Genomic DNA, 23,465 nt, shown 5'->3' on the forward strand with positions numbered 1-23,465 from the left:
AGATAAATTGAGATAGAAAAAATAAATTAAAGAATCCTATATTAGTTCCTATTTATCGTTAGCATTCCCATTTTAAGACGATTTTCTCTCTAGTTAATACCTTTCCCCTCATATCTTTGTTTCTCAAAATGACGTTATTTGACTACCGCCACCAGCAGCTCATCGAGCGGGAAGCCCCATTGGCAGCTCGGATGCGTCCACGCACGCTCGATGAGTTTATTGGGCAGGATCACATCATTGGGCCGGGGCGGTTGCTGCGTCGCGCTATTCAAGCTGATCAGCTCTCGTCTCTGATCTTCTACGGACCGCCCGGAACCGGCAAAACCACGTTAGCCCGTATCATTGCCAACACGACCCAGGCCCACTTTATTGCCATCAATGCGGTGTTAGCAGGGGTAAAAGAGCTTCGAGATGGCATTGCGGTAGCGCAAGAGAAACGCAAGATGTATGCCCAAAAGACCATCCTGTTTGTCGATGAGGTGCATCGGTTCAATAAAGCTCAACAGGATGCATTATTGCCTTGGGTTGAGAACGGAACGGTGATTTTGATTGGAGCAACTACAGAAAATCCTTACTTTGAAGTCAATAAAGCGCTGGTCAGCCGTTCGCGAATTTTTCAGCTCAAGTTGCTGAACGAAGCCGATTTGCGTCAGGTGATTCAACAAGCACTTCAAGACCCGCTCAGAGGGTACGGCGAGCTTAACATCAAAATTGACGAAGCGGCAATTGCTCATTTAATCAATGTGGCAAATGGAGATGCACGAGCAGTGCTGAATGCGTTAGAGCTAGCGGTAGAAACCACGCCACCTAACTCGAACGGAGAAATTCAAATTACCCTAGCGGTAGCTGAGGAATCGATTCAGCAGCGGGCCGTCCTCTACGACAAAGAAGGCGATGTGCATTTTGACACGATTAGCGCCTTTATCAAAAGTGTGCGGGGTTCCGACCCGGATGCAGCCCTCTACTGGCTGGCTCGGATGGTGTATGCTGGCGAAGATCCGCGCTTTATTCTGCGCCGTCTGCTGATTTTAGCCAGTGAGGATGTGGGCTTAGCCGATCCAAATGCAGTTGTGGTGATCCATGCCTGTGCTGAAGCGTTTGAGCGGGTGGGAATGCCCGAAGGACGCTATCCTTTGGCTCAGGCCACGCTGTATCTAGCAACAGCACCCAAATCCAACAGCGTCATGGGGTTCTTCGATGCCTTGGCCGCCGTAGAGCGAGAGCGGGAAGCCGAAGTGCCCACCCATCTACGAGACGCCAACCGTGATAAGCATGGCTTTGGGCATGGGGCGGGCTATCTCTATCCCCATTCCTATCGGGAGCATTGGGTCGCGCAGCAGTATTTGCCGAGCCATTTGCAGGGGCAAATGTTTTATCAACCCTCGGACCAAGGCTATGAGGCACAAATCCAGCAGCAGGTAACCCGACAGCGCGAAGCCCAACTCGCGGCCTTAGTGGAAGGCTTGGGAGTGGCCTTACCCGAGGTGCTGACCTTCAGTCCGACGAATGCAGGCACAGAGCGTTGGTTGCAGCGCACCCTCAGCCAAGCCGGAGAGCGGTTGGGGCAAATTCGCGATCGGTTGTTTTGCCTTGCAGAACTTCAGCGTCACCATGTTGTGCTCGATCTCAACGCTGGCAGTGGGTTGTTGACTTGGGAGGCGGTACGCCGTGTGCCCGAAGGAGGCGTCTATGCCTGTACCCCCAATCCGACCGACGCGGCAGCCCTAACAGAGCAAGCAGCCTTACTGCCAGAATTGATTCGTCCGGTAATTCTGTCGCTGGCACGGCAAGATCTATCGGCTCACTTTACCCAGGCTGACCTCCGGTTTGATCGATTGATTGGGCGCAATGTGCTATCAACGGAGCCTGATAAAGTCGCCCTGCTCCAGCAATGGTTGCACCTACTGCGGCCCAAGGGAGCAATTGTCTTAGCGGAAACCCTTCCTCGTCACACCCAGCGGCTCTATGCCCTGATCGAGGCTAATTCGCTTTCCGGCAAGCTTTATCAACGTTTAGTTGAGGCAGAAGAAGCAATTTACACTGACTCTTCAGATGCGATGGTGAATTGGAATGTAGAAGATCTAGTGAGTCAGTTAGGGAAACAAGCTAGTATCGACAATCGCCAAATCAGAACTGAGATTGAACAAACTATAACCGACATCCAGATTACCTCCACAATGATTGAACGCTGGTTTAGCCCAGGCAAAGACCGACCCAGCTACCGTGACCATCTCGTTCAGGTTTTGTCTACCGCAGAACTCAAAACCATACGTCAAGCCTTTACCCGATCACTGACCAATCAGTCCGTGCAATGGCATAGCGCAATTGGCTTTATACGAATCGACCGCTGAGAGCTAGGGCGAGCATAAATGCCTGTCAAATTTGCCTGTCAAATTTGCCGGATGAGCTGTACTTCTGAAGGAATTAAACAGAAACATGCTGATTGCATTCCTACAATTGGTAAGCTTCCCCAGCCCTAAAGGGCGGGGCTTTCAGTAGCCCTAAGAACCGTGTCCTGCAAAGAGCAAGACAGAATCCTTGAGCCTCCAGGCAGCGTTACGGACTGCCCGATTAACGAAATATTGATCGCACCATTTAAATCAGCGTCACCATGCCATCCACAATGCCCACACTTAAAAACCTTCTCACTTCGCAGCCCGATATGCAGGCAGCGGTGGCAGGTCTGCGAAGTGTAGGCAGGACTGATGGCTACAACCTCCACGCCTTCCCTGATACCCTTGTAGGCCAGAAATTGCCTGAGCTGATAGAACGCCCACGAATTGGAACGTCTTCGCTCAATTTTGCTCCGAGGTTGCTGGTTTGTCCTCTCCCTAATGCCGGTCAGGTTCTCAATCGCAACAATCGCGTTGAGAGACTTGGCCTCACGGATAATAGCAGCGCTGATGCTATGGTTCAGCCAGCTTTGAAAGCGTCGTTCTTTCCCCGACAGCCGTCGCAAGAGTTCGCGGCATCTACGCCTAGAACTCCTTGTGCCTTTCGTTCGCGTAGCGTCTCGTTTACGAGAGGCTTTCGCCTGAACGGATGCTCTCGTATTGCTGAACTTGTCCCTGATTTGATTCAACTGTTTGCCGTCCCAGCCTTTTCCGGTACTGGTTTTGGCAATCTCTCTACGCCCAAAATCAACGCCAATCACCTTATCAGACTTGATTGGATCAGGCGCATCATCAGTCAACTGGATGTGGATATAGTATTGTCCGTCTTTAAGCTTGCAGAGTTGAGCAGACGTTGGTTTACGTCCTTTCAGCTTGCCTCGCTGATAGTTGCCGACATCGAGCTTGATATGTTCACGCCCAGTCAGCAATGTCAGACTGACAGACCAATCCTTCTCGCGAAAAGAAAATATCCGAGCATCAAAGTCAGCCGATGTCGGCTTGAATTCCTTTACTGGCCTTCCTTTCAGCTTCGCAGTTTTGCGGCTTGCTCCAACTCTGGCACAAACCCTGACAGCCTGATTTGCGCTCAAACCAAACTGCTCCCTCAACTGCCGGTAGACATGACTTTGAATTGTGGTCTTGCTCGTTATTTTTGGCTTGACCTGCTCATTAGCAAAATTGCAAGCATCTGCAAACGCCTGAAGCAACTTCTCGATTTGAGTAACCTGCTTAGAAGTAGGTTGAAGCTTGCAAGCCAGTGTCAGAGTTTGCTCCATTCCACAATCATATCACAAGTGAGGTGCTCATGTCTCATTGCTCGCCTACGGCTCGCTTGCTATCCCTCCCCATGCCTAAAGGCAGGGGCATCTCGCGATTTTTTGTGAATAAATCGCCATAAGCCACCCAATAAGTGTTAGGAAAAAGTTACACCCTATATATCGACCCGAACGGGAAAACCTCGAAGGTAGGATCTATGTCAAACGCAGATAATAAGCTAAGGGGTGCTAAGAATCTGGGCGTTCTAAGTTCGCCCATCAGTCGAACGGATAAGGTTGGGCTAACCGATCAAGATGATTTGTACCGCGTCAGTTTGAAGCAGCGCAGCCGTTTGGATCTGACCCTGACCAAACTGGGAAAAGGTCGGTGTGCGGTTGAACTTTACGCGCTGAAGCGTCCCCTTGCCCAAGTCCTGCGTCAAATCGGCAAGCTCGATTTTAGAAAGATTGGGCGGAAAGAACGCAATGCCAACTTAAAACTCATTCCAGCCGCCCAACAAGGCCGCAGCCAAAATGCCGGGATTTATTTTGTCCGAGTGCTGCACCAAGCCGGCAACAGCCGTTATCGCCTCCAGGTAGCAGTTGATACAGCGAATCCTACTGCCAGTCTCAGCGCTTCGAATCTCTCGGTTGGTGGCAATAGTAGCTATGATTTTACGGTCACCTACAGTGATGATGTAGCTGTTAACGTCAATAGCCTTACTAATAACAACATTCTAGTCACTAGCACCAATGGATTTAATCAACTTGCTAGTCGAGTTTCGATTAGCAATACCGGAAACGGCACGCCCCGGAGTGTCACCTACCGAATTACAGCACCGGGAGGCAGTTGGGATAGTGCGGATAACGGCAGCTACAGCATCACGCTACAAGCCAATCAGGTGAGCGATACGAGTGGTAAATTCGTCGCCCCAGGTTTGTTAGGCAATTTTCAGGTCAATATTTCTCAAACGCCTGTATCCGATCAGGAAGCGCCCACAGCTAATCTGCTTAGCGTTGATTCCAACACTCGTGATCTAACAGTTGTCTACAGAGATAATGTGGCTATCAATGCTGCCAGCATCGATGATAGCGATCTTCAAGTCATCAGTCCTAATGGTTCCCAGCTAGTCACCCGGGTAATTGCCAATAACAGCAGTAACAGTACAACCCGGACTGTCATTTATCGGATCACGCCACCGGGCGGCAGTTGGGATAATGCCGACAATGGCAGCTATAGCATTGCTCTGCAGGCGAATCAAATTAACGATAGTAGCAGTAATTTTGCTGCCGCCAAACAGCTAGGCACCTTTGAGGTCAACATTCCGCCGCGTATAGGCAATCAATACTCGATCACCGGTACCGATGAAACCAATATTTCGGCTCAATTTAAACTCTTCTCCACCGCACCCGATGGAAATCCCATCCCCGATCAGGCAGGCAGCAACCTCACGGGTCTGTTTACTGGCGCAATTGGCAATTTTACATCTGGGTCAGGACGCTTAGAGAGCATCAATAGCCCTGATTTAGTTGTGCCTTTTCAATCGGATAATAAAGTATCGTTCGAGTCACTGAATCTGCGAGCAGAGTTACTGAACTATAATCCGGTAGCTCAAACTGGAACGTTGGAATACAGATTCTTTCAAGAGCCGGTGAATGAATTTCAACCGGGAGTCGATAAAACTATTTTCGGGTTGAGGTTTACCATTACTGAGGATTTTGTTGCGAACTTCGATCTGAATCTAGTCGTCAACTCACTGGAGTATATTGTGCAAAATAACTTGCTGGGAGATGGCTCTAACAGCAATAAGCTCTCAGGTATCGGCTTTTCAGACGATCCGATTTGGCAAGGTAAGGATATTGCAGGCGGCAGTGTTTTAACTCCGCCTGCTACGACTGGGCCCACAAATTTGGTGGCTAAAGTCTGAATGCTATGAAACTTTTTGACTTCAAATTCTGGCTAATCAACGGCAGCAGTCTATTCTGGTTGCTGACTGGCAGCATAGCAGTAGCTCAAATCCGACCCGATAATACATTGCCTGAAAATTCTGCGGTGACTCGTCGAGGCAATACCACGGTAATTAACCGAGGTACCCGCAGAGAACGCAATCTGTTTCATAGCTTTGATCGATTTTCTGTACCTAGAAACAACACCGCTTCATTTCAAGAGATCCCACCAGACGTTGAACGTATTTTTGCCCGTGTGACTGGCTCTAACCGGTCTGTGATTGATGGCTTGATTGAAATGCGGGAACGCAGCGGGCGGATCAGTGCTGCTGATTTGTTTCTGCTGAACCCTAACGGTATCATTTTTGGCAAGCAGGCGGCATTAAACATCGGCGGCTCGTTCATCGCCAGCACTGCTAACCATATTCAGTTTGCTGACGGCTTTCAATTTAGTGCGGTCAATCCGCGAGTCGGGCCGTTGCTAACAGTGCAGGTGCCGATTGGTTTACAGTTTGGGCCGCGTCCGGGAGCGATCAGCAATCGTTCGGCTGTGGGGCTACAGGTTGATGTGGGGCAGTCTCTCGGTCTAGTCGGCGGGCCGATTACCATGACGGGTGGCAGCGTAGCAACCACGGCAGGGCGGGTTGAACTCGCGGCGGTAGGTAGAACGGGCGTTGTTAACCTGCTGCCCCACGAGCAAGGCTGGAGACTAGAACTGGCCAGCCGCCAAAATCTTGTGGACATCCGTTTATCCAATCATGCCGCTGTCAATACGGGCAATCAAGGCGGAGAGATTCAGATTCAAGGTAGGCGTATCACGTTCACCCAAGGCAGCGTGGTAGCCGCCGATGCCTCAACTGGTACCTCAACTGGAGGGCAAGCAGGCAGATTGCGGGTTGTGGCTTCGCAGCTAGTCGAGCTGTCGGGCGTTTCGCCGGAGGATGGAAATCGACCCACTGAGCTACGCAATGAAGTTTATCGGCAAGCGACGGGTGAGGAGGGGCGTTTAATTATCGAAACAAGACGGCTGGTCCTACGGGATGGAGCACAGATTTCAACTGGCACCTATGGAGCCGGACGAGGCGTGGATTTGACCATCAGGGCGTCAGAGTCAGTTGATTTGATTGGCGCAGCCCCCAATAATCAATATCCCAGCGGTTTATTTGCTCGGACCAGGCGGCGCGCAAGCGGAAATAGTGGCAATCTAACCATCGACACCAGGCGGTTAACGCTGCAAGCAGGAGCGCAAATTTCTACCGACACACTAGGAGCAGGCGATGCTGGCAATGTGACGGTGAATGCACTGGAATCGATTGAAGTAGCAGGCCGAGACCCCGATAATCTCAACTCTAAGCAGGGAGCCAGCGGCCTATTTGGGCAAGTTAGACCGAATGCTACCGGAAACGGCGGCAATTTAACGCTACAAACTGAACAGCTGATCGTGCGCGGCGGAGCGCAAATCTCTAGCAATACGTTTGGGGCCGGACGAGCGGGCACTGTCACCGTTAATGCGGCTGATTCGGTGCTGCTCAGCGGCACGGCTCCAGTCGAACGGGACGACAACATCAGCGGTATCTTAGTCTCGGCTGAACCGGGGGCCAGCGGAAATGCCAGAAGATTGACCCTAACCACCCCACAGTTGACTATTGAAGACGGAGCCAGAATATCCGCAGACAACTTTGGCTCAGGCAATCGAGGTGGCGTGGCTCAGCTCAACGTAGCAAATCTGATTTTAGACCGAGGCGAGATCAAGGCCACCACCGTCTCTGGCCAAGGCGGCATCATTCGGCTATCGGGCACTAACTCACTGCGGATGCAGAATCGCAGCCAGATTACAGCCCGCGCAGAAGCAGACGCCAGCGGTGGCAATATTTTCATCGACGCGCCCAACGGCTTCATCACGGCTGCTCCTAACCAGGACAACAACATTCTGGCTAGCGCCAATCGCGGCCAAGGAGGCAACATTCGCATCGACGCCAGAGGGATTTTGGGTTTGGCCGAACGCCGGAACACGCCTCAAACCAGCGATATTGACGCCAGTTCTGATTTTGGCGCACCTGGAACCGTGATCATCAATAGCCCAGAGATTGATCCCAGCACCGCACCGCCCGATTTGCCTTCAGCCCCAATTCGGTCTGAACTAGCACAAGGGTGTCAAGCCGAGATCGGACAAGCGACAGCCGCATTTTTCAACACCGGTCGGGGAGGTATCCCGCCGACGCCTTACGAACCCTTTAGCAGCAGCCCAATTCTGGAAGATGTTCGCTTACCCAGCCAAACAACCGCATTATCTTCCCCATCCGATTCGCCTGTCGAAGCCCAAGGCTGGATCAAGAATCAACACGGTGACGTTTTGTTAGTAGCAGAGCTGCCTGCCCATCCTGCCGCTCGCTGTCAGCTTCGTTGAGTTACAGCGTTTTTCACTCATGTGAAGTACAGGGGATGTGGGAGCTTCGCCCCCACGCAGGGGCAGTGCCCCTGCACTCCGTTTTTCGTACTTCACTAGCCTCAGTAGATCGCAAATCCTGTTAAGATCCCCCCTCCCCCCCCTTACAAAAGGGGGAACCAAGCCAACAATGGTTTGAAGTCCCCCTGAGTAAGGGGGATTTAGGGGGATCAAACCCAAACCTAGAGAGCTAAACAAATTCATTTTCGATCTACTGAGCCTGAAAAAGGCTGTATATCAAATCAATATTAGATCAAACGACACGCTATCCCTACTGCTGCTGCCGTTTTGAAAACATCTGAAAGCCGATAAAGGCAATCACAATCATCGTGAAGGAAAACAGCGTGGTCAGCGTTCCCAGGGCATAGAGGGCCGGAGACGTCACGTTAGTAGTCATGCCGAATACTTCCAGCGGCAGGGTGTTGTCCTGTCCCGAAACCAACGAAGTGCGGGTGAATTCGTCGTAGGAGAGGGTGAAGCTGAGCAGTCCAACGCCGATTAAGCTGGGTGCAATTAGCGGAAACACAACTTCCCAGAAGGTTTTGGTGTCATTGGCTCCCAGGTCACGAGCGGCTTCTTCATAGGAGGGGTTGAAGCGGTTGAACACCCCCAGCACAATCAAAAAAGCAAAGGGCACAGTCCAGGTTAAATGCGCTCCCAAACCTGAAGAGAACCAGTTGGTCTCCAGTCCCAACACCTGAAAGGCAATGCCGATGCCCAACGACACCAGCACGCTCGGCACAATCAGGCTGGAAATCGTCAGATAAAACAGGAACGTAGCCCCCCTAAACCTGGCACGAAACGCCAGCCCCGCCATGACGCTGACAATTAGCGACAGCAGCAGTACCCCAATACCCAGAATCAGCGACCGCTGGAACGCCTCCACAAAACTGCCGACCCGCTGCTCCTGAAATACCTGCCCCAACCAATAGAAGCTAAAACCGCGCATCGGAAACGTGAGGGTTCCGTCTGGCCCCTGCAATGACAGCATGAAGATGGCAATCATCGGGCCGTAGAGAAACAGTACGAACAAACCAAAGAAGGCAGCCAGAAAATAGAAGGAGAGGGGGCGTTTGTTCATAATGGTTAGAGATGGTTAGAGATGGTTAGAGTTCCTTGCGAATATCCACCACTCGCAGAATACCGGCTACCAGGAAGAGAGTGACGATTAGCAGCACCACGGCATTGGCGGCAGCGAGGGGATATTGCAAACTGCCAATTTGGGTTTGGATCAGTTTGCCGACCGAGGCTGATTGCCCCCCTCCCATCAGGCGGACCGTGATAAATTCGCCCATCACCAGCGTCACGACAAAAATTGAGCCGATGGCAATGCCGGGAGCCGTCAGCGGCAAAATGACTTCCTTGAGAATCTGAAATCCTGATGCTCCCATGTCTTCAGCAGCGGTAATCAGGTTGCGATCGATCCGCATCATGCTGTTGAAAATGGGCGCGATCATAAAAAAGTTATACAGATGCACCATCCCCAGCACGACGGCAAAGTCGGAATACAGCAACCACTCTACCGGCTGCTCGGCCAAATTTAGGTTTAACAGCAAACTGTTGATTAAGCCTTCCTTGCCCAGGACAGGAATCCAGGAAATCATCCGGATAATGTTAGAAGTCCAGAACGGCACCGTACAAATTAGAAATAAAATAATTTGCAGCTTCTGATTTTGAATATGAAAGGCGAGGAAGTAAGAAACTGGAAAGGCAATCGCCAAACAGAAAAACCAAACCAAGACAACGTATTTGAACGTATTCAGGTAGGTTCTTAAGGAGACTTCTGTAAACACGTCCGCATAGTTACTCAGCGTAAAGCCAGGTACCATCGTATAGCCGTTAAACTCCCAGAAACTGACTAACCCGATCATCAAAATCGGAAAGATCAGGAACAGCAGAAATACCAACGTCTGCGGTGTAGCCAGCAAATAGGGCTGAACCCCTTTCCAAGTTTTATACATACAGAAGCCTCCCCCATGCGCTCGTAGCTACGTCTTAGCTACGAGGCAATAAACTCGTTCCACTTCTTGACCAAATGCACCTGCTCATCCATCGTGGAGTTCCAGACAACGACGTTACCCATCCGCTCTTTGAAGGAGCCGCCATCGCGCACAGCGCCCTTTTTCTCTAGAGTTTTGCCAAACGGATCGACCATGTCTTCGGCAGCAGGTTTGCCTTCGTACCAGAAATCCCACTCGGCAGGTTTCATGAACTTGCGAGCGTTTTCTGGAATAGCGCTGTAGTAGCCCTGGCGGCCCAAGAAGGCTCCCATCCAGCCATCCAGCATCCAGTTGAGGTACTCGTAGGCAGCATCGAGCGAAACGCCAGACAGATTTTTCGACAATCCGACGCCACCGCCCCAGGCCCGATAGCCTTCCTTCAGGGGGGCATAGACGCACTGAATGCCCTTCGATTTTACGGCAGTCACGGCAGGTGACCACATCGATTGCAGCACCACTTCCCCCGCCGCCATCAAGTTCACCGATTCGTCGAAGGTCTTCCAGAAGGCTCGGAACTGGCCGTCGCGCTTCTGCTGCTTCAGGATGTCGGTAATTTGGTCGATTTCGGCCTTGGTCATGTTGCCTTTGTCGCCAAACTTCATCAGGCCAGCCGCCTCTACCACCATCGCGGCATCCATGATGCCGATGGAAGGAATGTCCAAAATCGAAGTTTTGCCTCTGAACTGGGAATCGAACAACTGTGCCCAGCTCTCAATCTTAGTAGAACCGATTAAATCGGGACGATAACCCAGCGTATCGGCGTTGTACTGGAACGGAATCAGCGTGGCCCAATTGGTCGGCTCGGTAGCAAACTCCTTGGAATCCTGATCCTGGAGGTACATCACCTTGTAGGGATAGGTGCCCTGGGCCTGCTCCACCTTCATGCCGTCAAACTTGTTTTGGGTGAAGATCGGCACAATTTTGTCGAATTCCTTGATCTTGCTGACATCGATGGCCTGCAAGTTGCCAGAAGGCACCACCAGCGGCAAGCTGAAATATTCTCCGTCAAACAGGTCATACTGACCGGGCTGGGTGATGGCGATCTGGTTGTTTTCTTCGGTGCTGAGTGCCCGCACATCGATCTTGAAGCCCAGGTCTTCCTGCGCCTTGTTGCGAATTTCGTTGATCTGGGATACACCCGTGCCAATCATCCGCAGCGTCACATCTTTGACCTGATTCGTGTTCACTTCGGGACCAGAAGCCGGATTGTTGGGTGTGCCGCTGGGAGCTGAAGCCTGCTGGGTATTGCTAGCACAGCGGGTCACCGCAATCGCAGCACCAGCCGCCAACCCAGTCCGAATCACATACCGACGAGAGATCTTAGCCATAGGAGATACCATTTTCTAGAAGGACCAAGTGAGTGAGGAGTAAAACACGACTCTAAACAACAATCGATGAGCAAATTTACATAATAAGCTGAAGCGAATGGGATATGTTAAGTGAAACCAATTGGACACTGCTTTAACGGTAGCTTTAATGATATTGCTTAACAGTATTGCTTAACAGTATCGATAGCAGCCTCCCAGATCCCCAACTCTGAGGAGATGTATCACTATCTAATGGGAATCTAATGGGACAGAAATACGCAATTTTCCGTGGTCCAGCTCAAGGTGACAAGCTGTCCTTCCTGAACGGGATTAGCAATCCAGTCATGGCTCCGCACTTTGTAGGTGAGTTCTGCTCCAGTTGCTTCCACCATCAGCGAAACGCGAGTCACATAGCCCGTGAACTCAATGGCTACGACACGAGCCGTCAGCTGATTGGGGAGGGTTGAGTCCGTTGGCGGGTAGGGGGTCATGGTCATGCTGTCACTGCGGACGCAGCAGGCTGCCGTCATGCCCAGATCAGCAGCTTGACCACGACAGAGAAACGAGCCAATGCCATCGACATCGAGTCGAAGGATCGCGTACTGATTGCCCTGAAGGACATCGCTGATCTTGCCAACGAAAATGTTGTTATCCCCAACGAAGCGGGCCACAAAGCGCGAGGCGGGCATCTGAAAGATCTGCTCTGGTGTGCCAATCTGGTCAATGCGTCCGTGGTCCATCACCACAATTTGATCTGACAGGGCAAAGGCTTCGTCCTGCCCATGGGTCACCTGAATGAAGGTCATGCCAAACTGCTTTTGCAACTTGCGCAACTCACTGCGGGTTCTGACGCGCAGGTTTTCGTCTAACGCACTCAGGGGTTCATCGAGCAGCAGCACCTGAGGCCGCGTCACAAGCGCTCTGGCTAGGGCGGCTCGCTGTTGTTGGCCGCCACTGAGTTTGGCGGGCTTGCGTTGGGCAAATTTGGTCAAGCCGACAATTTCTAGGATTTCGTCTACCCGCTGGATTCGTTCCGCCTTGGGCAGATTGCGCATTTTTAGCCCAAACTCGACATTTTCCCAAACGGTTTTGTGGGGAAACAGGGCATAGTTCTGAAACATCATTGCCGTATTGCGCTGAGCCGGTGGCAGGTCATTCACCCGCCGGTCGCCAATCAGCAATTCGCCGCTGGTAATGTCTTCGTGGCCTGCAATCATGCGGAGCGTAGTGGTTTTACCGCAGCCGCTTGGCCCCAGCAAACAGGTGTAGGAGCCTGCCGGAATGTCCAGGCTAATATTTTCAACTGCGGTAAACGAACCATACTTTTTAGTCACGGCTCGCAAGGTAACACCAACAGCCTGAGACGCGAGTTCCTGCTGAAGCTTAGCCGTTGCGGTAGGTTGTGCCTCAGATGCAGACACCGATGAGTTCATAATCCACAATCAAACGTTAGAACAGGATAGACGGAAAGGGGATAGGTGGAAACATGAGCGCAAATTACACTATTTCAATACTCGAAATTGTCAACGTAGACACATCAATGCTCTGCTCAACGCTCTGCTCAACGCTCTGCGAACTATCAGCAAGCTAGATCAGCAACCGGGGCTGAAGCATCAGGACGGCACGCTGTAAAGGATCTGAAAAGCGCTTCACTGCTGTAGCCAAACTGGCTCGGTCTCTTTAGCTCCGTCTTGATCAGGACTTCAGGCAGTTTTGGTGTGTATGCGGTGTGTATACCTATGCTCCACAAACGGTTCCCCTTGCCGGGAGAAGGATGGGGGATCAAACGAATGAACTCAATTGTATGGCTAATCTCGCGCCTCCTCTAGCAGGCGCGATAAGACGTAAATTTTCTCAATATTCTTAACTTAAGCGGGTTGTCTTAGCAGACGTAGGCTGCATCAAGCTGGAGCAAGGTGTGCAGCAGCACATTCGCCCCTTGGGTGCACTGTTCCGGTGAGGTGTATTCAGCACTGGAGTGGCTCAACCCTTCCTGGCTGGGCACAAAAATCATACCCATATCGGTAATCCGGCCAATTTCTAGCGAATCGTGACCGGCACGGCTCGGCATGTAGCGGTGGCTAAGCTTCAGCTCTTGGGCGACGAATTCGATCGTTTTCTGCACTAAGGGAGCGGCGGGCGTCGGTTGCACGCAGAGCACCGGAGTCACATCAATTTCCGTACTAGTGTCCGCAGCAATCTGGTTTAGCTCGCGCAGCAATCGCGACATCATCGTATCGAGGCAGTCTTGTGACAAATCGCGCATGTCCACCGACAGCTCTACCTGACCCGGCACGATATTCACGGCATTGGGCGCTACAGTCAGATAACCCACGGTGGCAACCGGCTGGCTGGGCATGCTGAGGGCAATTTGCTTGACGGCCAAAATCACCTGCGCAGCAGCTACCAACGCATCCTGACGCATATCCATCGGAGTCGTGCCGGCATGGTTGGCCTGGCCCTTGATCGTAATCATCTGCCGCAGCATTCCCACCACACCCTGAACCACGCCAATTTCTGTTTGGGTGTGCTCTAGAACCGCTCCTTGCTCCACATGCAGCTCCACAAAGGCGGCCATATCGTCACGGCTGCGACGGGCCGAAGGAATCTCATCCCAATTGCCGCCAATTGCTTCTAAACAGGATTCGATTGGCTGACCGACCTTAGGCTGGTAGCGTTCGGGTGCGTTCAGCACCACCGTGCCCGCCATTGCCTGACTGCCAATCATTGAGCTTTCTTCGTCGGTAAAGACAATTACTTCCAGCGGATGCTTCAAGCGGACGTTGTTTTCCCGCAGGGTGCGCACCACTTCAATTCCAGCCAGCACACCCAACACGCCGTCATAACAACCCCCCGACGGCACCGTATCGATATGGGACCCCGTAGCCAGAGCTGGGGCATCCTCGACGCTGCCCGCATAGCGACCAATAATGTTGCCAGCGGCATCGGTACGAACGCTCATCCCAGCTTCGATCATCCATTGCTGCACCAGATAGCGAGCTTGCAGGTCTTCTGCGGAAAACGCCAGCCGACAAATATCTCCATTGGGCAACTGACCAACACGGGCCAAGCGGTTGATGCTGGCATTGAGGCGACTGTGGTTGACCGAGAGAACCGAAAGAACTTGCATGAACACTCCTCCTTTGAGTTGATGCGAGATTAGATTGATGCGAGTAAATCTGAGAGGGTTGGGCAGTGGGTAAATTACTAGATTTGAGAACTGGATGAACTGGCCAGGGCTGAAGCGACTTCTGAAGAGTTTTGAAAAATGCATGCCTGAATACGCCATCGGGGGTCAGCTCAATGCTCTAGTGGATGGGAGGACTATGTTCATCCAGGTGTTGGCCCCAGTTAGGGTGGATAAACTGTCCAATCCACGAGAAATCAATTGTTTTGAGCAAGCTGCGCATGGCGTAATTGGCGTAGAGCGTAAAAAATTTTTCTATCTTGCAAAGTTTGCGAATTAAGTCTGCGAGCCAACTGCTCTAAAGCAGTAAAGGCATTTTTTAACTCCTGCATACCGTAGACTGTATACAAAAATTTCCAAGAATGCAGTGTAGCGCTATACAATCCTTCACGTCCTCCTCCGATAGGGTATGCCTTGAAAATCGCTAACTGATAGCCTCAAGCAGAAGTCGAACCGGCAATCGCAACGAAATTCAGCGCCGATGTATCCAATATATTAACAATTGCTCAGTTTTCTCCATATTTCTTTACCTTTCTTTGTTGAAATCGGAGTCACTTTACCCTTTCGTATTCCTCTGGGGTTGGCTGATTGTGGGGGTGGATTGCCCTGTGCTACTCTGTGCCGGTATGCTGCATACCGTTAGTTCAATCCAGCTACTTAGCCCAATCCAATTACTTTAGTGATGCTTATGACGCAAACCAGTGGAACCCGACAGGTGTTTATTTGCGGTTCAGCCCTGCGTGGCCAGCCGGATCACCAGAATCTTCAGTCTGCTAAGTTCATCAAAGAAACCAAAACCCAACCCCTCTACCGGCTCCATGCAGCTGAAAACGGTTGGCATCCAGCCATCTACCAGGTCGGAGCAGACGGCATTTCCATTCCGGGAGAAATTTATGAAATGACGGTTGACCAGTTCGAGTATCTAGCCGCCAATGAACCTCCCCACATGTATCCCACCGAAGTTCTGCTCGAAGATGGCGACACCGCTACGGCTTTCTTCTATCCGCAGGAACTAGTCGAAAAGTACAACTGGCCGGATATTTCCAGCTATGGCGGTTGGGCAGCCTACAAGCGGGCAACCGCAGCCGTCGGATAAGGGTTCTAGAACTCAGGCAGGATTTTGCCATCCGGCAATGATCACGCCGCGTCTGATGCCGTCCAGTTCGGCTATGGCGGGTAGGTGTCCCATTGGTTTGAAGCCAAAGCGATGAAATAGTTTGCGGCTGGCCTGATTGTGATCAAAGTAGATGGCCAGGAAGGTGGTCACGCCTAAGCGAGGGGCGGCCTCTAGCATTTGGCTCACCAATAGCGAACCGTACCCTTTGCCCTGGTGCTCTGGCGCAATGTAGATACTGATCTCGGCGGTGGCATCGTAAGCGGGGCGGCCGCCATAGAACGAGGAGAGACCAATCCAGGCGACTATCTCTTCTGCAAGCGTCAGAACCCAGAGGGGACGGCGTTCTGGATTGTGGTTGAAAAACCAATCGCGGCGGCTTTCTACTGTGATCGGAAACAAATCGGCGGTGGAGTTGCGGCTGGGAATGGCGGCATTGTAAATCGCCACAATCGCGGGTAGGTCAGCTTCAACGGCATCACGGATCTGCATAGCGTCTTTTCTCGAATCTCCATCTTTAATAGTTGTAAGCGCTCATGGTCTACCCGGTTGGTTCCAAACAAACGCTTTCGATGCTAACCCGCGACGGCGTCAGGCTAGATGCAGATGTATATCGCCCCGACAGTGCAGACAGCTTTCCTGTCCTGCTGATGCGCCAGCCCTATGGCCGAGCCATTGCCTCTACGGTAGTGTATGCCCACCCCAGCTGGTATGCGGCCCAGGGCTATATTGTGGTGATTCAGGACGTGCGGGGGCGCGGCTCCTCGACAGGCGAATTCGAACTATTTGCCCACGAAATCACCGATGGCGAAGATGCGGTCAACTGGGCTGCCAACTTACCCCAAAGCAACGGTCAGGTAGGCATGTATGGCTTTTCCTACCAGGGCATGACCCAGCTTTATGCTGCCGCAGCTCGTCCCCCGGCTTTGAAAACTATCTGCCCCAGCATGATTGGCTATGACCTCTACCACGACTGGGCTTACGAAGGCGGTGCCTTTTGCTATCAGCTCAATCTGGGTTGGGCGATTCAGTTGGCCAGCGAAACGGCCCGTCGCCAAGCCAACTCAGACGCCTACCGGACGCTCTATACCGCTGCTCGCAACTTGCCGATCACCGACCCAGTGGATTTGCATTCTGGTATCTTGAACCAACTCGCGCCCAACTCCCACTACCACGACTGGCTCGCTCACCCAGAACCAGACGCATACTGGCAAATCCTCTCGCCCTGCTCCTACATGGAGAACGTAGATTTACCAATGCTGCATATTGGCGGTTGGTATGATACTCATCTGCGCGGCACTCTGCGCTTCTATAGGGACATGGCTGCTCGCAGTCGGTTTCCCCAGCATCTGATTGTGGGACCCTGGGCACATCTTCCCTGGGGGCGCAAGGTCGGCAGTGTGGATTACGGCCCCGAAGCCAATTCCCCAATCGATCGGCTGCAACTTCGCTGGTTTGATCAGTTTCTCAAAGGCATTGATACCGGCCTGCTGGATCAGCCTCCTGTTTGCTTATTCGAGATGGGCAGTAACCGCTGGCGGCAGTTCGATCAGTTTCCCAGCCCTGCGCCTATCGCCTATCGTCTGGTTACAACCGGGCTGGCAGCGATGGATGAGCGGGAGGGGAGGTTGGAGCCGGTGAGGGATGGGGGAGATGCGGCTCGTGAGCCTCGCCGAACGAGGGGAGATGGGGATTCAACACAGTGCTTTGCAGCAAGCGACAAAACTCAAAACTCAAACCTTGGTTCGGCTGATTCACCGGAAGCCAAAACTCAAAACTTAAAACACTGCCTTCCCGATACCTTGGTTCATGATCCGTGGCGTCCGGTGCCTTCGCTGGGAGGGCATGCTGGCTTTCCGGCTGGATCGTTTGAACGCAGTGCGATTGACTGCCGCTCAGATGTACTGACCTACACCACAGAACCATTAGCTGCTGATCTACACCTAGCAGGCGAGATCACGGTTGAGTTGTACTGCACCGCCGATACCCCCAGTTTCGACCTCTGCGCCATTCTCTCCGAAGTCAAACCCAACGGCAGTGTCTACAACATCACCCAAGCCTATCAGCGCCTCACCTCCCCTCGTTCGGCGAGGCTCACGAGCCGCATCTCCCCCACTCCCCACCAGCTAACCCTCCAACCCACCTGCATCCGCATCCCTCAGGGCAGCGCAATTCGTCTCAGCATCAGCGCGGCTTGTTTTCCGGCCTATGGAGTGAATCCCGGTACGGGAGCTGCCGTGCATCAGGGATGTCTACTAGACGCTGGCGTGATCACGATTGCCATCTTCAGCGAATCGAATGGTTTGTCCTGTGTGTATCTAGCCATACAGCAAAACTGAAGCGTTAGATACTAACGAAGTCAGCCGCGGTCAAAGCATCGGCTGTCACTCCCGTCAGTTCGGCTAGTGTTACTCGGCCATATTGGATCTGCGTCACTTCTCCGGCTTGACGGATCGAAAGCTGATTGAACTTGAGGGTACCTACCAAACCCAGTTTGTCTACCCCAACTGCAAAATCCAGAATTTTATCACTGCCTTCGTTATAAACCAGCGCAAACGTGTCCTGGCCTGCCCCTCCGGTTAACTGATCGTCGCCTGCACCGCCCCAAAGCAAATCGTCTCCCTCGCCGCCAAATACCCGATCGGCTCCGGCTTCTCCGTAGAGCTGGTCATTTGCGCCGCCGCCGGTTAGCTGATCATTGCCCACCCCTCCGTAAACCCGATCATCGCCTTCCCCAGCTGATACTGTGTCGTTGCCTGGTCCCGCCAAAATTAGATCGGTTCCAGCCAGGGTTTGAATTCGGTCGTCGCCGCCCTGCCCTAGAGCCACAAAGTTGAACAGAGCTGTTGGAGTCAGAATATCGTTGGCTTCGGTGCCGCGCAGCACGTTAGCATTTTCGGGTGGTAGCAGCACATCTAGAAAAATAGCCGCTGGGACTCCATAGTTACCGTCTTCGTCTAGCCCTTCGACAAAAATCGTGCGGCGTCCGGGAGCAAGGTTGCTTGTATTTACGGCAGCCTCCAACGTCTCAACTGGGCTGTCAAGATCTCCGCTTTTGGGCAGCATGTCGAACAACAGCGCTTCTGGCACCCAAGAAGGGGCATCGATGCTGTAACGGGCACCGGCAACAATTGGAAGTGGCAAATCGGCAGAGCGACTGGAATCAATCGTTGCAGAGAGGTTGACTGAATTAGTGATTCCCACAATGGCCTGCCCCGAAGCTAAGCTGAGCGAGCGCACATCCGGCCCCAGCGGCAGCTCATAGGGACTGGCAGCAGCTTTGACAGCATAGGCTAGGGCAGGCAACAGTTTGGGAACAATTTCCGATTCAAAAACAGCGCTGGTTTCAAAGGCTTTAGTGCCTGCCGAGATCGTGTAGCTGGCGGCTCCCAGGATTTGATAGACCCAATCAATCGCAGTTCCAGATGCAACCCCCTGGCTGCTGCCTTGGCGCACCTCGTAGGCGCTCGGAGTTGGGTTTGTGCCAGTTCCATTCGAGTTGGAGCCAGCTGTAAAGGAGCTGAGTTTTAATCCCAGGTTACGCAGTTCCTCTTGATCAGCCGCTGGAGCAGATTTCCAGTTATAGGGATAGAGAATTTGATTGCCGCTGCCCTGGAGGTTGATGAAAACACCGGGTTGATCGTCGCTCTCGTCCCCACCAAAACTCTTAAACAGGTAATTGCGCAGGGCTAGAGATTCGGGTTCCGAGAAAGCCGCACTGCCTTGGTAAACGGGCGAGGCTGGATCGAGACTGGCTCCATTTGCTACCTTGCCCCACTGGAGATTAAAGTTGCGGTCGAGATTGACGCCATAGTCGGGAAAAGGAGCGGGCGATTGCCCATCCGGTACCGTGGGGTTGGCATTCTTTTGCCAGGGGTTACCGGCCTCGGCCAGCTTGCGTCCATCCGGGTTAACAATCGGCACGATGCGGATATCAAAATAATCGAGCAGCCAGGTGGCTTCTGGCGCAACGCCATAGCTAGCCACTAGAAATTCAGCGAACCGGGTGGCCAATTCTGTGCTGACATAGTCTTGCCCGTGAATCGCGGCCTGAAGCAAGAATACGGGTTTGGGTTGGTCTGCCGCCGGTTGGCCCAACTGCAAGGCGAAAATATCATAGCCGGGCGCTTCGTTGTTGCTGACCTTGTTGTAGCTATCACCAATATCAACCCAAGTCGCCAAAGCCGGATTGTCAGCAGCGAGCTGGGCCAAGCTAGCATAGGTGGCTTCAACGGTGCGGTAGCTATCAAACTTGGCGATAGTGGAACCGGCGATAGTGGAACCGGCGATAGTGGAACCAGTTTCGCTTGAACTCGCTAGAGTCGGTTGATCACTAGAAACACGCAATGGGCTAGCTGGACTAGCCGGGTTACTAGAATCAGAGGGTAGATCAGAGGGTAAATCAGACCGTGAATCAAACAGTACATCAGACGATAAATTAGACAAGTCAGACATAGTTACTATCAACAGGGGTAGGAGAAAGTAGACCCAGAGAACCGAAAAGGATCTAAGCCTAAATCAAGCCCAAATCAAGCCGAATTAAGCCCCAGAACTTCCAGTGAGTAATTTGGCTAAACGATTTGGACTCTATGATTTGGGCCGAATGATTTGGACTAAGAGGCCAAACCGATCGAGCTGATGGCAGGTCCACTCAAAGAACCAGAATTTAAACAGCAATTGAAGCAACAGAGTCTCAATAGGAAACAGCAGCAAAGCAACGAATGCATCCCCTAACCTCAGTAAAATGCGTCATCTGCTAGTTATTTGTCAAGATTTTGTTAAATTTGACCCAGCCCAGTTTGGATCAGGTCGCATTGGCCGGATCCATTGGCCAAATCCATTGATCGGATCCATTGGCCAGAGCAATTGGCCAGAGCAATTGGCCGGATCCAACAGATGCATGACCCTCGTATGTCACTATAGACTTGGATTTCTGAAAGCAGACAAGTCATGCAAATCTTGATCGTGGAAGACGAAGCTGAAATTGCTCAGCTGATCCAGCTCTATTTAGAAAAAGAAGGCTTCACCTGTCGCACTTGTCGCGATGGCGTGACGGCACTGCAAATTTTTCAAGAACAACAGCCCGATCTGATTATTCTCGATTTGATGATTCCGGGCTTAGATGGCCTAGAAGTCTGTGCCCGCATTCGCCAAAAACCTGGCAACAAGGATCCATTTATCTTGATGCTGACTGCCAAAGGGGAAGAGATTGACCGGATTATTGGCCTCTCGACCGGAGCCGATGACTACCTGGTCAAGCCGTTTAGCCCGCGTGAGCTGGTGGCGCGAGTCCGTGCCCTACTGCGCCGCACCCTCCGCCAAGGTGGACAGAGCCGCGTGTTTCAAACGCCCCATTTTGCAGTGGATGTAGATCAGCGGGTAGCGCACCGGCAGCTCGATGGCCAAGACTCCGAAACGCTGGACCTGACAACGCTAGAGTTCGATTTACTGACTACCTTTCTCAGCTATCCTGGACGGGTCTGGAATCGAACCCAGCTGATCGAGCGGCTGTGGGGCAGCGATTTCTATGGTGATGAGCGGGTAGTGGATACCCATGTGGCCCGGCTACGCAAAAAAATCGAACCCGATCCGGCCAATCCCACCTTTGTCAAAACCGTGATTGGGGTGGGGTATAAATTTGAAGACGCATTAGTTTGAGCCAATTCTTTCAGCTACTTCTCTCAGCCGATTTTAAGCCGATGGATGTATTTATCCGCGCCTACGAGCACGCAGCCGGCAATTTCAATACCTTACTGACAGCCCTACAGCAGCATCTGGTTCTCGTCCTCGTGCCGCTGGCGATTGGGCTAGTGGTGGGATTGCCGTTGGGCCTATGGAGTGCTCGCTCCCGTACAGCAGCAACGATCTTGATTAACGGGTTCAATGGCCTGCGGGTAATTCCCAGCCTAGTGGTTCTGTTCGTTTTTGTTTCGGTGCCGTACTTTGGCCTGAATGTGCGTTCGGCGATTGTGGCCCTGACCCTGCTAGTGATGCCGCCAATTCTAATCAACACCGATGTTGCCTTCCGCAGTATTGATCCGATGATTCGAGAGGCAGCTTACGGCATGGGTATGAGTAAAAGGCAAGTCCTCCGCTCGATCGAGGTACCGCTAGCTTTGCCGGTTGTAATCACAGGCATCAAAATCGCAACTATCGAGGTGATTGCTAGCGCAACCTTAGCCGCCTTCATTGGAGCGGGCGGCTTGGGCCGATTCATTGTGCTGGGCTTTGCGCAATACGATCCGGCTATTTTGCTGGTGGGAGCCATTCCGGTAGCGCTGTTGGCAGTGCTGGCAGAAATTGCCCTAGGTCAGCTCCAGCGGGCGGTACAACCTCCTCAATAATGGCCTCAATAATGGCCTCAATAACGAGCCAGCAATTGGGTATTTTAGATTGCGCCTTTAGCCAACACCATTTCACTCAAAAACCACCAAAGCGTAGAATCAATGATTGATCGCAACGCTCAGCATGCCAGGTTCTATGTCCCTTGCCATATATCTCAACATACTCGATGAGGTATTGCGTCAGTTCAAGTACAGCCAAGACGAATTGCAGCGAACCTATGGTTTTGGCAATCGTCTACAGAGCATTGCTGACAAAGTCCGCGATAGCCTAGACGAAGCCCAAATTCTGCAAACCGCTGTGCAGGAGTTGGCGATTGGGTTGGGAGTTGATAGTTGCGATACTGGCATTTACGATTTGCAGCACGGTACCTCAACCGTTGCCTATGAATATGTAGCAGGGCAAGTGCTACCTGTGCAGGGGTTGGTGGTTTCAATGCTGGATTACCCTGAGGTCTACAGTCAGTTGTTACAGGGGCAATATGTCCACGGCTGCTGGTATCCGCTAGATCAAAAGATCCACAATGTACGGCGGATTTCAGGGCACTTCGCTGCTTTAGTTCATCCCATCATCGATAACCAGCAGGTAATTGGCGATTTATGGCTCTATCGCGTCGGAGCAGAAGGGTTTGAACCCGAAGAAATTTGGCTGGTGCAGCAGGTTGCCACCCAATGTGCAATTGCTATTCGGCAGGCTCGACTTTATCAAGCTGCTCAGGCCCAGGTAACAGAGCTAGCTCGACTGAATCGCCTCAAGGATGATTTTCTCACTACGGTCTCTCACGAATTGCGGACGCCAATTGCCACGATCGCCACAGCGGTACAAATGCTAGAGCTGGAATTGCAGCGCATTGGGGTTGAGCTGGCAGCCAATCCTGGCCTCCAGTTCTACCTGACGGTATTGCAACAGGAAAGCCAGCAGGAAATCATCTTAATTGACAATCTGCTGGCCCTCACCCGCATTGAGTCTGAAACCGAACCCTTGGTTTTGACGACCATTGACCCCCACATTTGGGTGGCTGATGTGCTCGAACCCTTTGCTGACTATGCCAATAGTCAAAAGCAGCAGCTAGAGCTAGATATTCCAATCGATTTGCCGCCCCTTACCACAGATGTCGCTGACCTGGAGCGGATTTTGACTGAGCTATTGACCAACGCCTGCAAATATACCCTTGCCGGAGGGACGATCACAGTCTCGGCTGCGTTGTGGAATCCCTCGCCTCCTAATTCGGCCCCCATGCTAGACCTAACGATCTGCAATCCAGGCATTTCGCTCTCAGCCGATGAGTGCGAGCGTATTTTTGATCAGTTCTATCGTTTCCCCAGTAGCGCTCCCGGCAAACAGCAGGGCATAGGATTGGGTTTGGCGCTGGTTAAAAAACTAACGACCCGAATAGGGGCTACGATTGAGGCTAAAAGCAGCGCAGACCATCTGGTATTCAGGCTACGTCTACCCCTCACGGCATCGAATTAA

17 protein-coding genes are annotated in these 23,465 nt (G+C 52.2%); 9 read left to right on the forward strand and 8 right to left on the reverse strand.

The window, feature by feature from the left end:
* The first annotated feature begins 128 nt into the window (after nucleotides 1-128).
* Nucleotides 129-2,351, forward strand: coding sequence for an AAA family ATPase (locus HJG54_RS05695; protein WP_316433850.1), 2,223 nt, complete (start codon nucleotides 129-131; stop codon nucleotides 2,349-2,351).
* Nucleotides 2,352-2,476: 125 nt separating this feature from the next.
* Here HJG54_RS05695 and HJG54_RS05700 read toward each other — a convergent pair whose 3' ends face one another.
* Nucleotides 2,477-3,670, reverse strand: a complete 1,194-nt coding sequence (locus tag HJG54_RS05700; RefSeq protein WP_316433851.1) for an RNA-guided endonuclease InsQ/TnpB family protein — start codon at nucleotides 3,668-3,670, stop codon at nucleotides 2,477-2,479.
* 197 nt (nucleotides 3,671-3,867) lie between these two features.
* Here HJG54_RS05700 and HJG54_RS05705 point away from each other — a divergent pair, with 197 nt between their 5' ends.
* Nucleotides 3,868-5,577: a hypothetical protein gene (locus HJG54_RS05705; protein ID WP_316433852.1), complete on the forward strand. Its 1,710-nt coding sequence runs from the start codon at nucleotides 3,868-3,870 to the stop codon at nucleotides 5,575-5,577.
* Between the two features lie 5 nt (nucleotides 5,578-5,582).
* On the forward strand, nucleotides 5,583-8,003 hold the full coding sequence (locus HJG54_RS05710) for a filamentous hemagglutinin N-terminal domain-containing protein (protein WP_316433853.1): 2,421 nt from the start codon (nucleotides 5,583-5,585) through the stop codon (nucleotides 8,001-8,003).
* Nucleotides 8,004-8,313: 310 nt separating this feature from the next.
* Here the strand turns inward: HJG54_RS05710 and HJG54_RS05715 are convergent, their stop codons facing one another.
* From HJG54_RS05715 to HJG54_RS05735, 5 genes are all read right to left on the reverse strand, one after another.
* Nucleotides 8,314-9,123: an ABC transporter permease gene (locus HJG54_RS05715; protein ID WP_036002664.1), complete on the reverse strand. Its 810-nt coding sequence runs from the start codon at nucleotides 9,121-9,123 to the stop codon at nucleotides 8,314-8,316.
* 25 nt (nucleotides 9,124-9,148) lie between these two features.
* Nucleotides 9,149-10,003 carry an ABC transporter permease gene (locus tag HJG54_RS05720; protein ID WP_316433854.1) on the reverse strand — a complete coding sequence of 285 codons (855 nt, stop codon included), beginning with the start codon at nucleotides 10,001-10,003 and terminating at the stop codon, nucleotides 9,149-9,151.
* A 38-nt stretch (nucleotides 10,004-10,041) separates the two neighbouring features.
* Nucleotides 10,042-11,370: an ABC transporter substrate-binding protein gene (locus tag HJG54_RS05725; RefSeq protein WP_316433855.1), complete on the reverse strand. Its 1,329-nt coding sequence runs from the start codon at nucleotides 11,368-11,370 to the stop codon at nucleotides 10,042-10,044.
* Between the two features lie 239 nt (nucleotides 11,371-11,609).
* A complete protein-coding gene (locus tag HJG54_RS05730) occupies nucleotides 11,610-12,782 on the reverse strand; it encodes an ABC transporter ATP-binding protein (protein WP_316433856.1) in 1,173 nt (390 codons plus the stop codon).
* 449 nt (nucleotides 12,783-13,231) lie between these two features.
* Complete coding sequence (locus tag HJG54_RS05735; RefSeq protein WP_316433857.1) at nucleotides 13,232-14,479, reverse strand: Zn-dependent hydrolase; 1,248 nt, start codon at nucleotides 14,477-14,479, stop codon at nucleotides 13,232-13,234.
* A gap of 94 nt (nucleotides 14,480-14,573) precedes the next feature.
* On the opposite strand from HJG54_RS05735, the gene HJG54_RS05740 reads away from it, so the two are divergent.
* Both HJG54_RS05740 and HJG54_RS05745 read left to right on the forward strand, forming a co-directional pair.
* Nucleotides 14,574-14,816 (forward strand): hypothetical protein, encoded by a 243-nt coding sequence (locus tag HJG54_RS05740; RefSeq protein WP_316433858.1) that lies wholly within the window; start codon nucleotides 14,574-14,576, stop codon nucleotides 14,814-14,816.
* Nucleotides 14,817-15,224: 408 nt separating this feature from the next.
* Entirely contained in the window at nucleotides 15,225-15,632 is a 408-nt protein-coding gene (locus HJG54_RS05745) for a gamma-glutamylcyclotransferase (protein ID WP_036002679.1), read from the forward strand.
* A gap of 12 nt (nucleotides 15,633-15,644) precedes the next feature.
* Here HJG54_RS05745 and HJG54_RS05750 read toward each other — a convergent pair whose 3' ends face one another.
* Nucleotides 15,645-16,142 carry a GNAT family N-acetyltransferase gene (locus HJG54_RS05750; RefSeq protein ID WP_316433859.1) on the reverse strand — a complete coding sequence of 166 codons (498 nt, stop codon included), beginning with the start codon at nucleotides 16,140-16,142 and terminating at the stop codon, nucleotides 15,645-15,647.
* 44 nt (nucleotides 16,143-16,186) lie between these two features.
* Between HJG54_RS05750 and HJG54_RS05755 the strand changes: the two genes are divergently transcribed.
* Nucleotides 16,187-17,989: a CocE/NonD family hydrolase gene (locus HJG54_RS05755; protein ID WP_316433860.1), complete on the forward strand. Its 1,803-nt coding sequence runs from the start codon at nucleotides 16,187-16,189 to the stop codon at nucleotides 17,987-17,989.
* A 4-nt stretch (nucleotides 17,990-17,993) separates the two neighbouring features.
* Here HJG54_RS05755 and HJG54_RS05760 read toward each other — a convergent pair whose 3' ends face one another.
* Nucleotides 17,994-20,105, reverse strand: a complete 2,112-nt coding sequence (locus HJG54_RS05760; protein WP_316433861.1) for a M14 family zinc carboxypeptidase — start codon at nucleotides 20,103-20,105, stop codon at nucleotides 17,994-17,996.
* A gap of 495 nt (nucleotides 20,106-20,600) precedes the next feature.
* Here HJG54_RS05760 and HJG54_RS05765 point away from each other — a divergent pair, with 495 nt between their 5' ends.
* The 3 genes from HJG54_RS05765 to HJG54_RS05775 all read left to right on the forward strand — a co-directional run bounded on the left by HJG54_RS05765 (nucleotide 20,601) and on the right by HJG54_RS05775 (nucleotide 23,465).
* Entirely contained in the window at nucleotides 20,601-21,308 is a 708-nt protein-coding gene (locus HJG54_RS05765; RefSeq protein WP_036002687.1) for a response regulator transcription factor, read from the forward strand.
* A gap of 41 nt (nucleotides 21,309-21,349) precedes the next feature.
* Nucleotides 21,350-21,994, forward strand: coding sequence for an ABC transporter permease (locus tag HJG54_RS05770; protein WP_316433862.1), 645 nt, complete (start codon nucleotides 21,350-21,352; stop codon nucleotides 21,992-21,994).
* A gap of 136 nt (nucleotides 21,995-22,130) precedes the next feature.
* Nucleotides 22,131-23,465, forward strand: coding sequence for a GAF domain-containing sensor histidine kinase (locus HJG54_RS05775; protein ID WP_316433864.1), 1,335 nt, complete (start codon nucleotides 22,131-22,133; stop codon nucleotides 23,463-23,465).

It is taken from the genome of Leptolyngbya sp. NK1-12 (assembly GCF_032598965.1).
GTDB lineage: Bacteria > Cyanobacteriota > Cyanobacteriia > Elainellales > Elainellaceae > Elainella.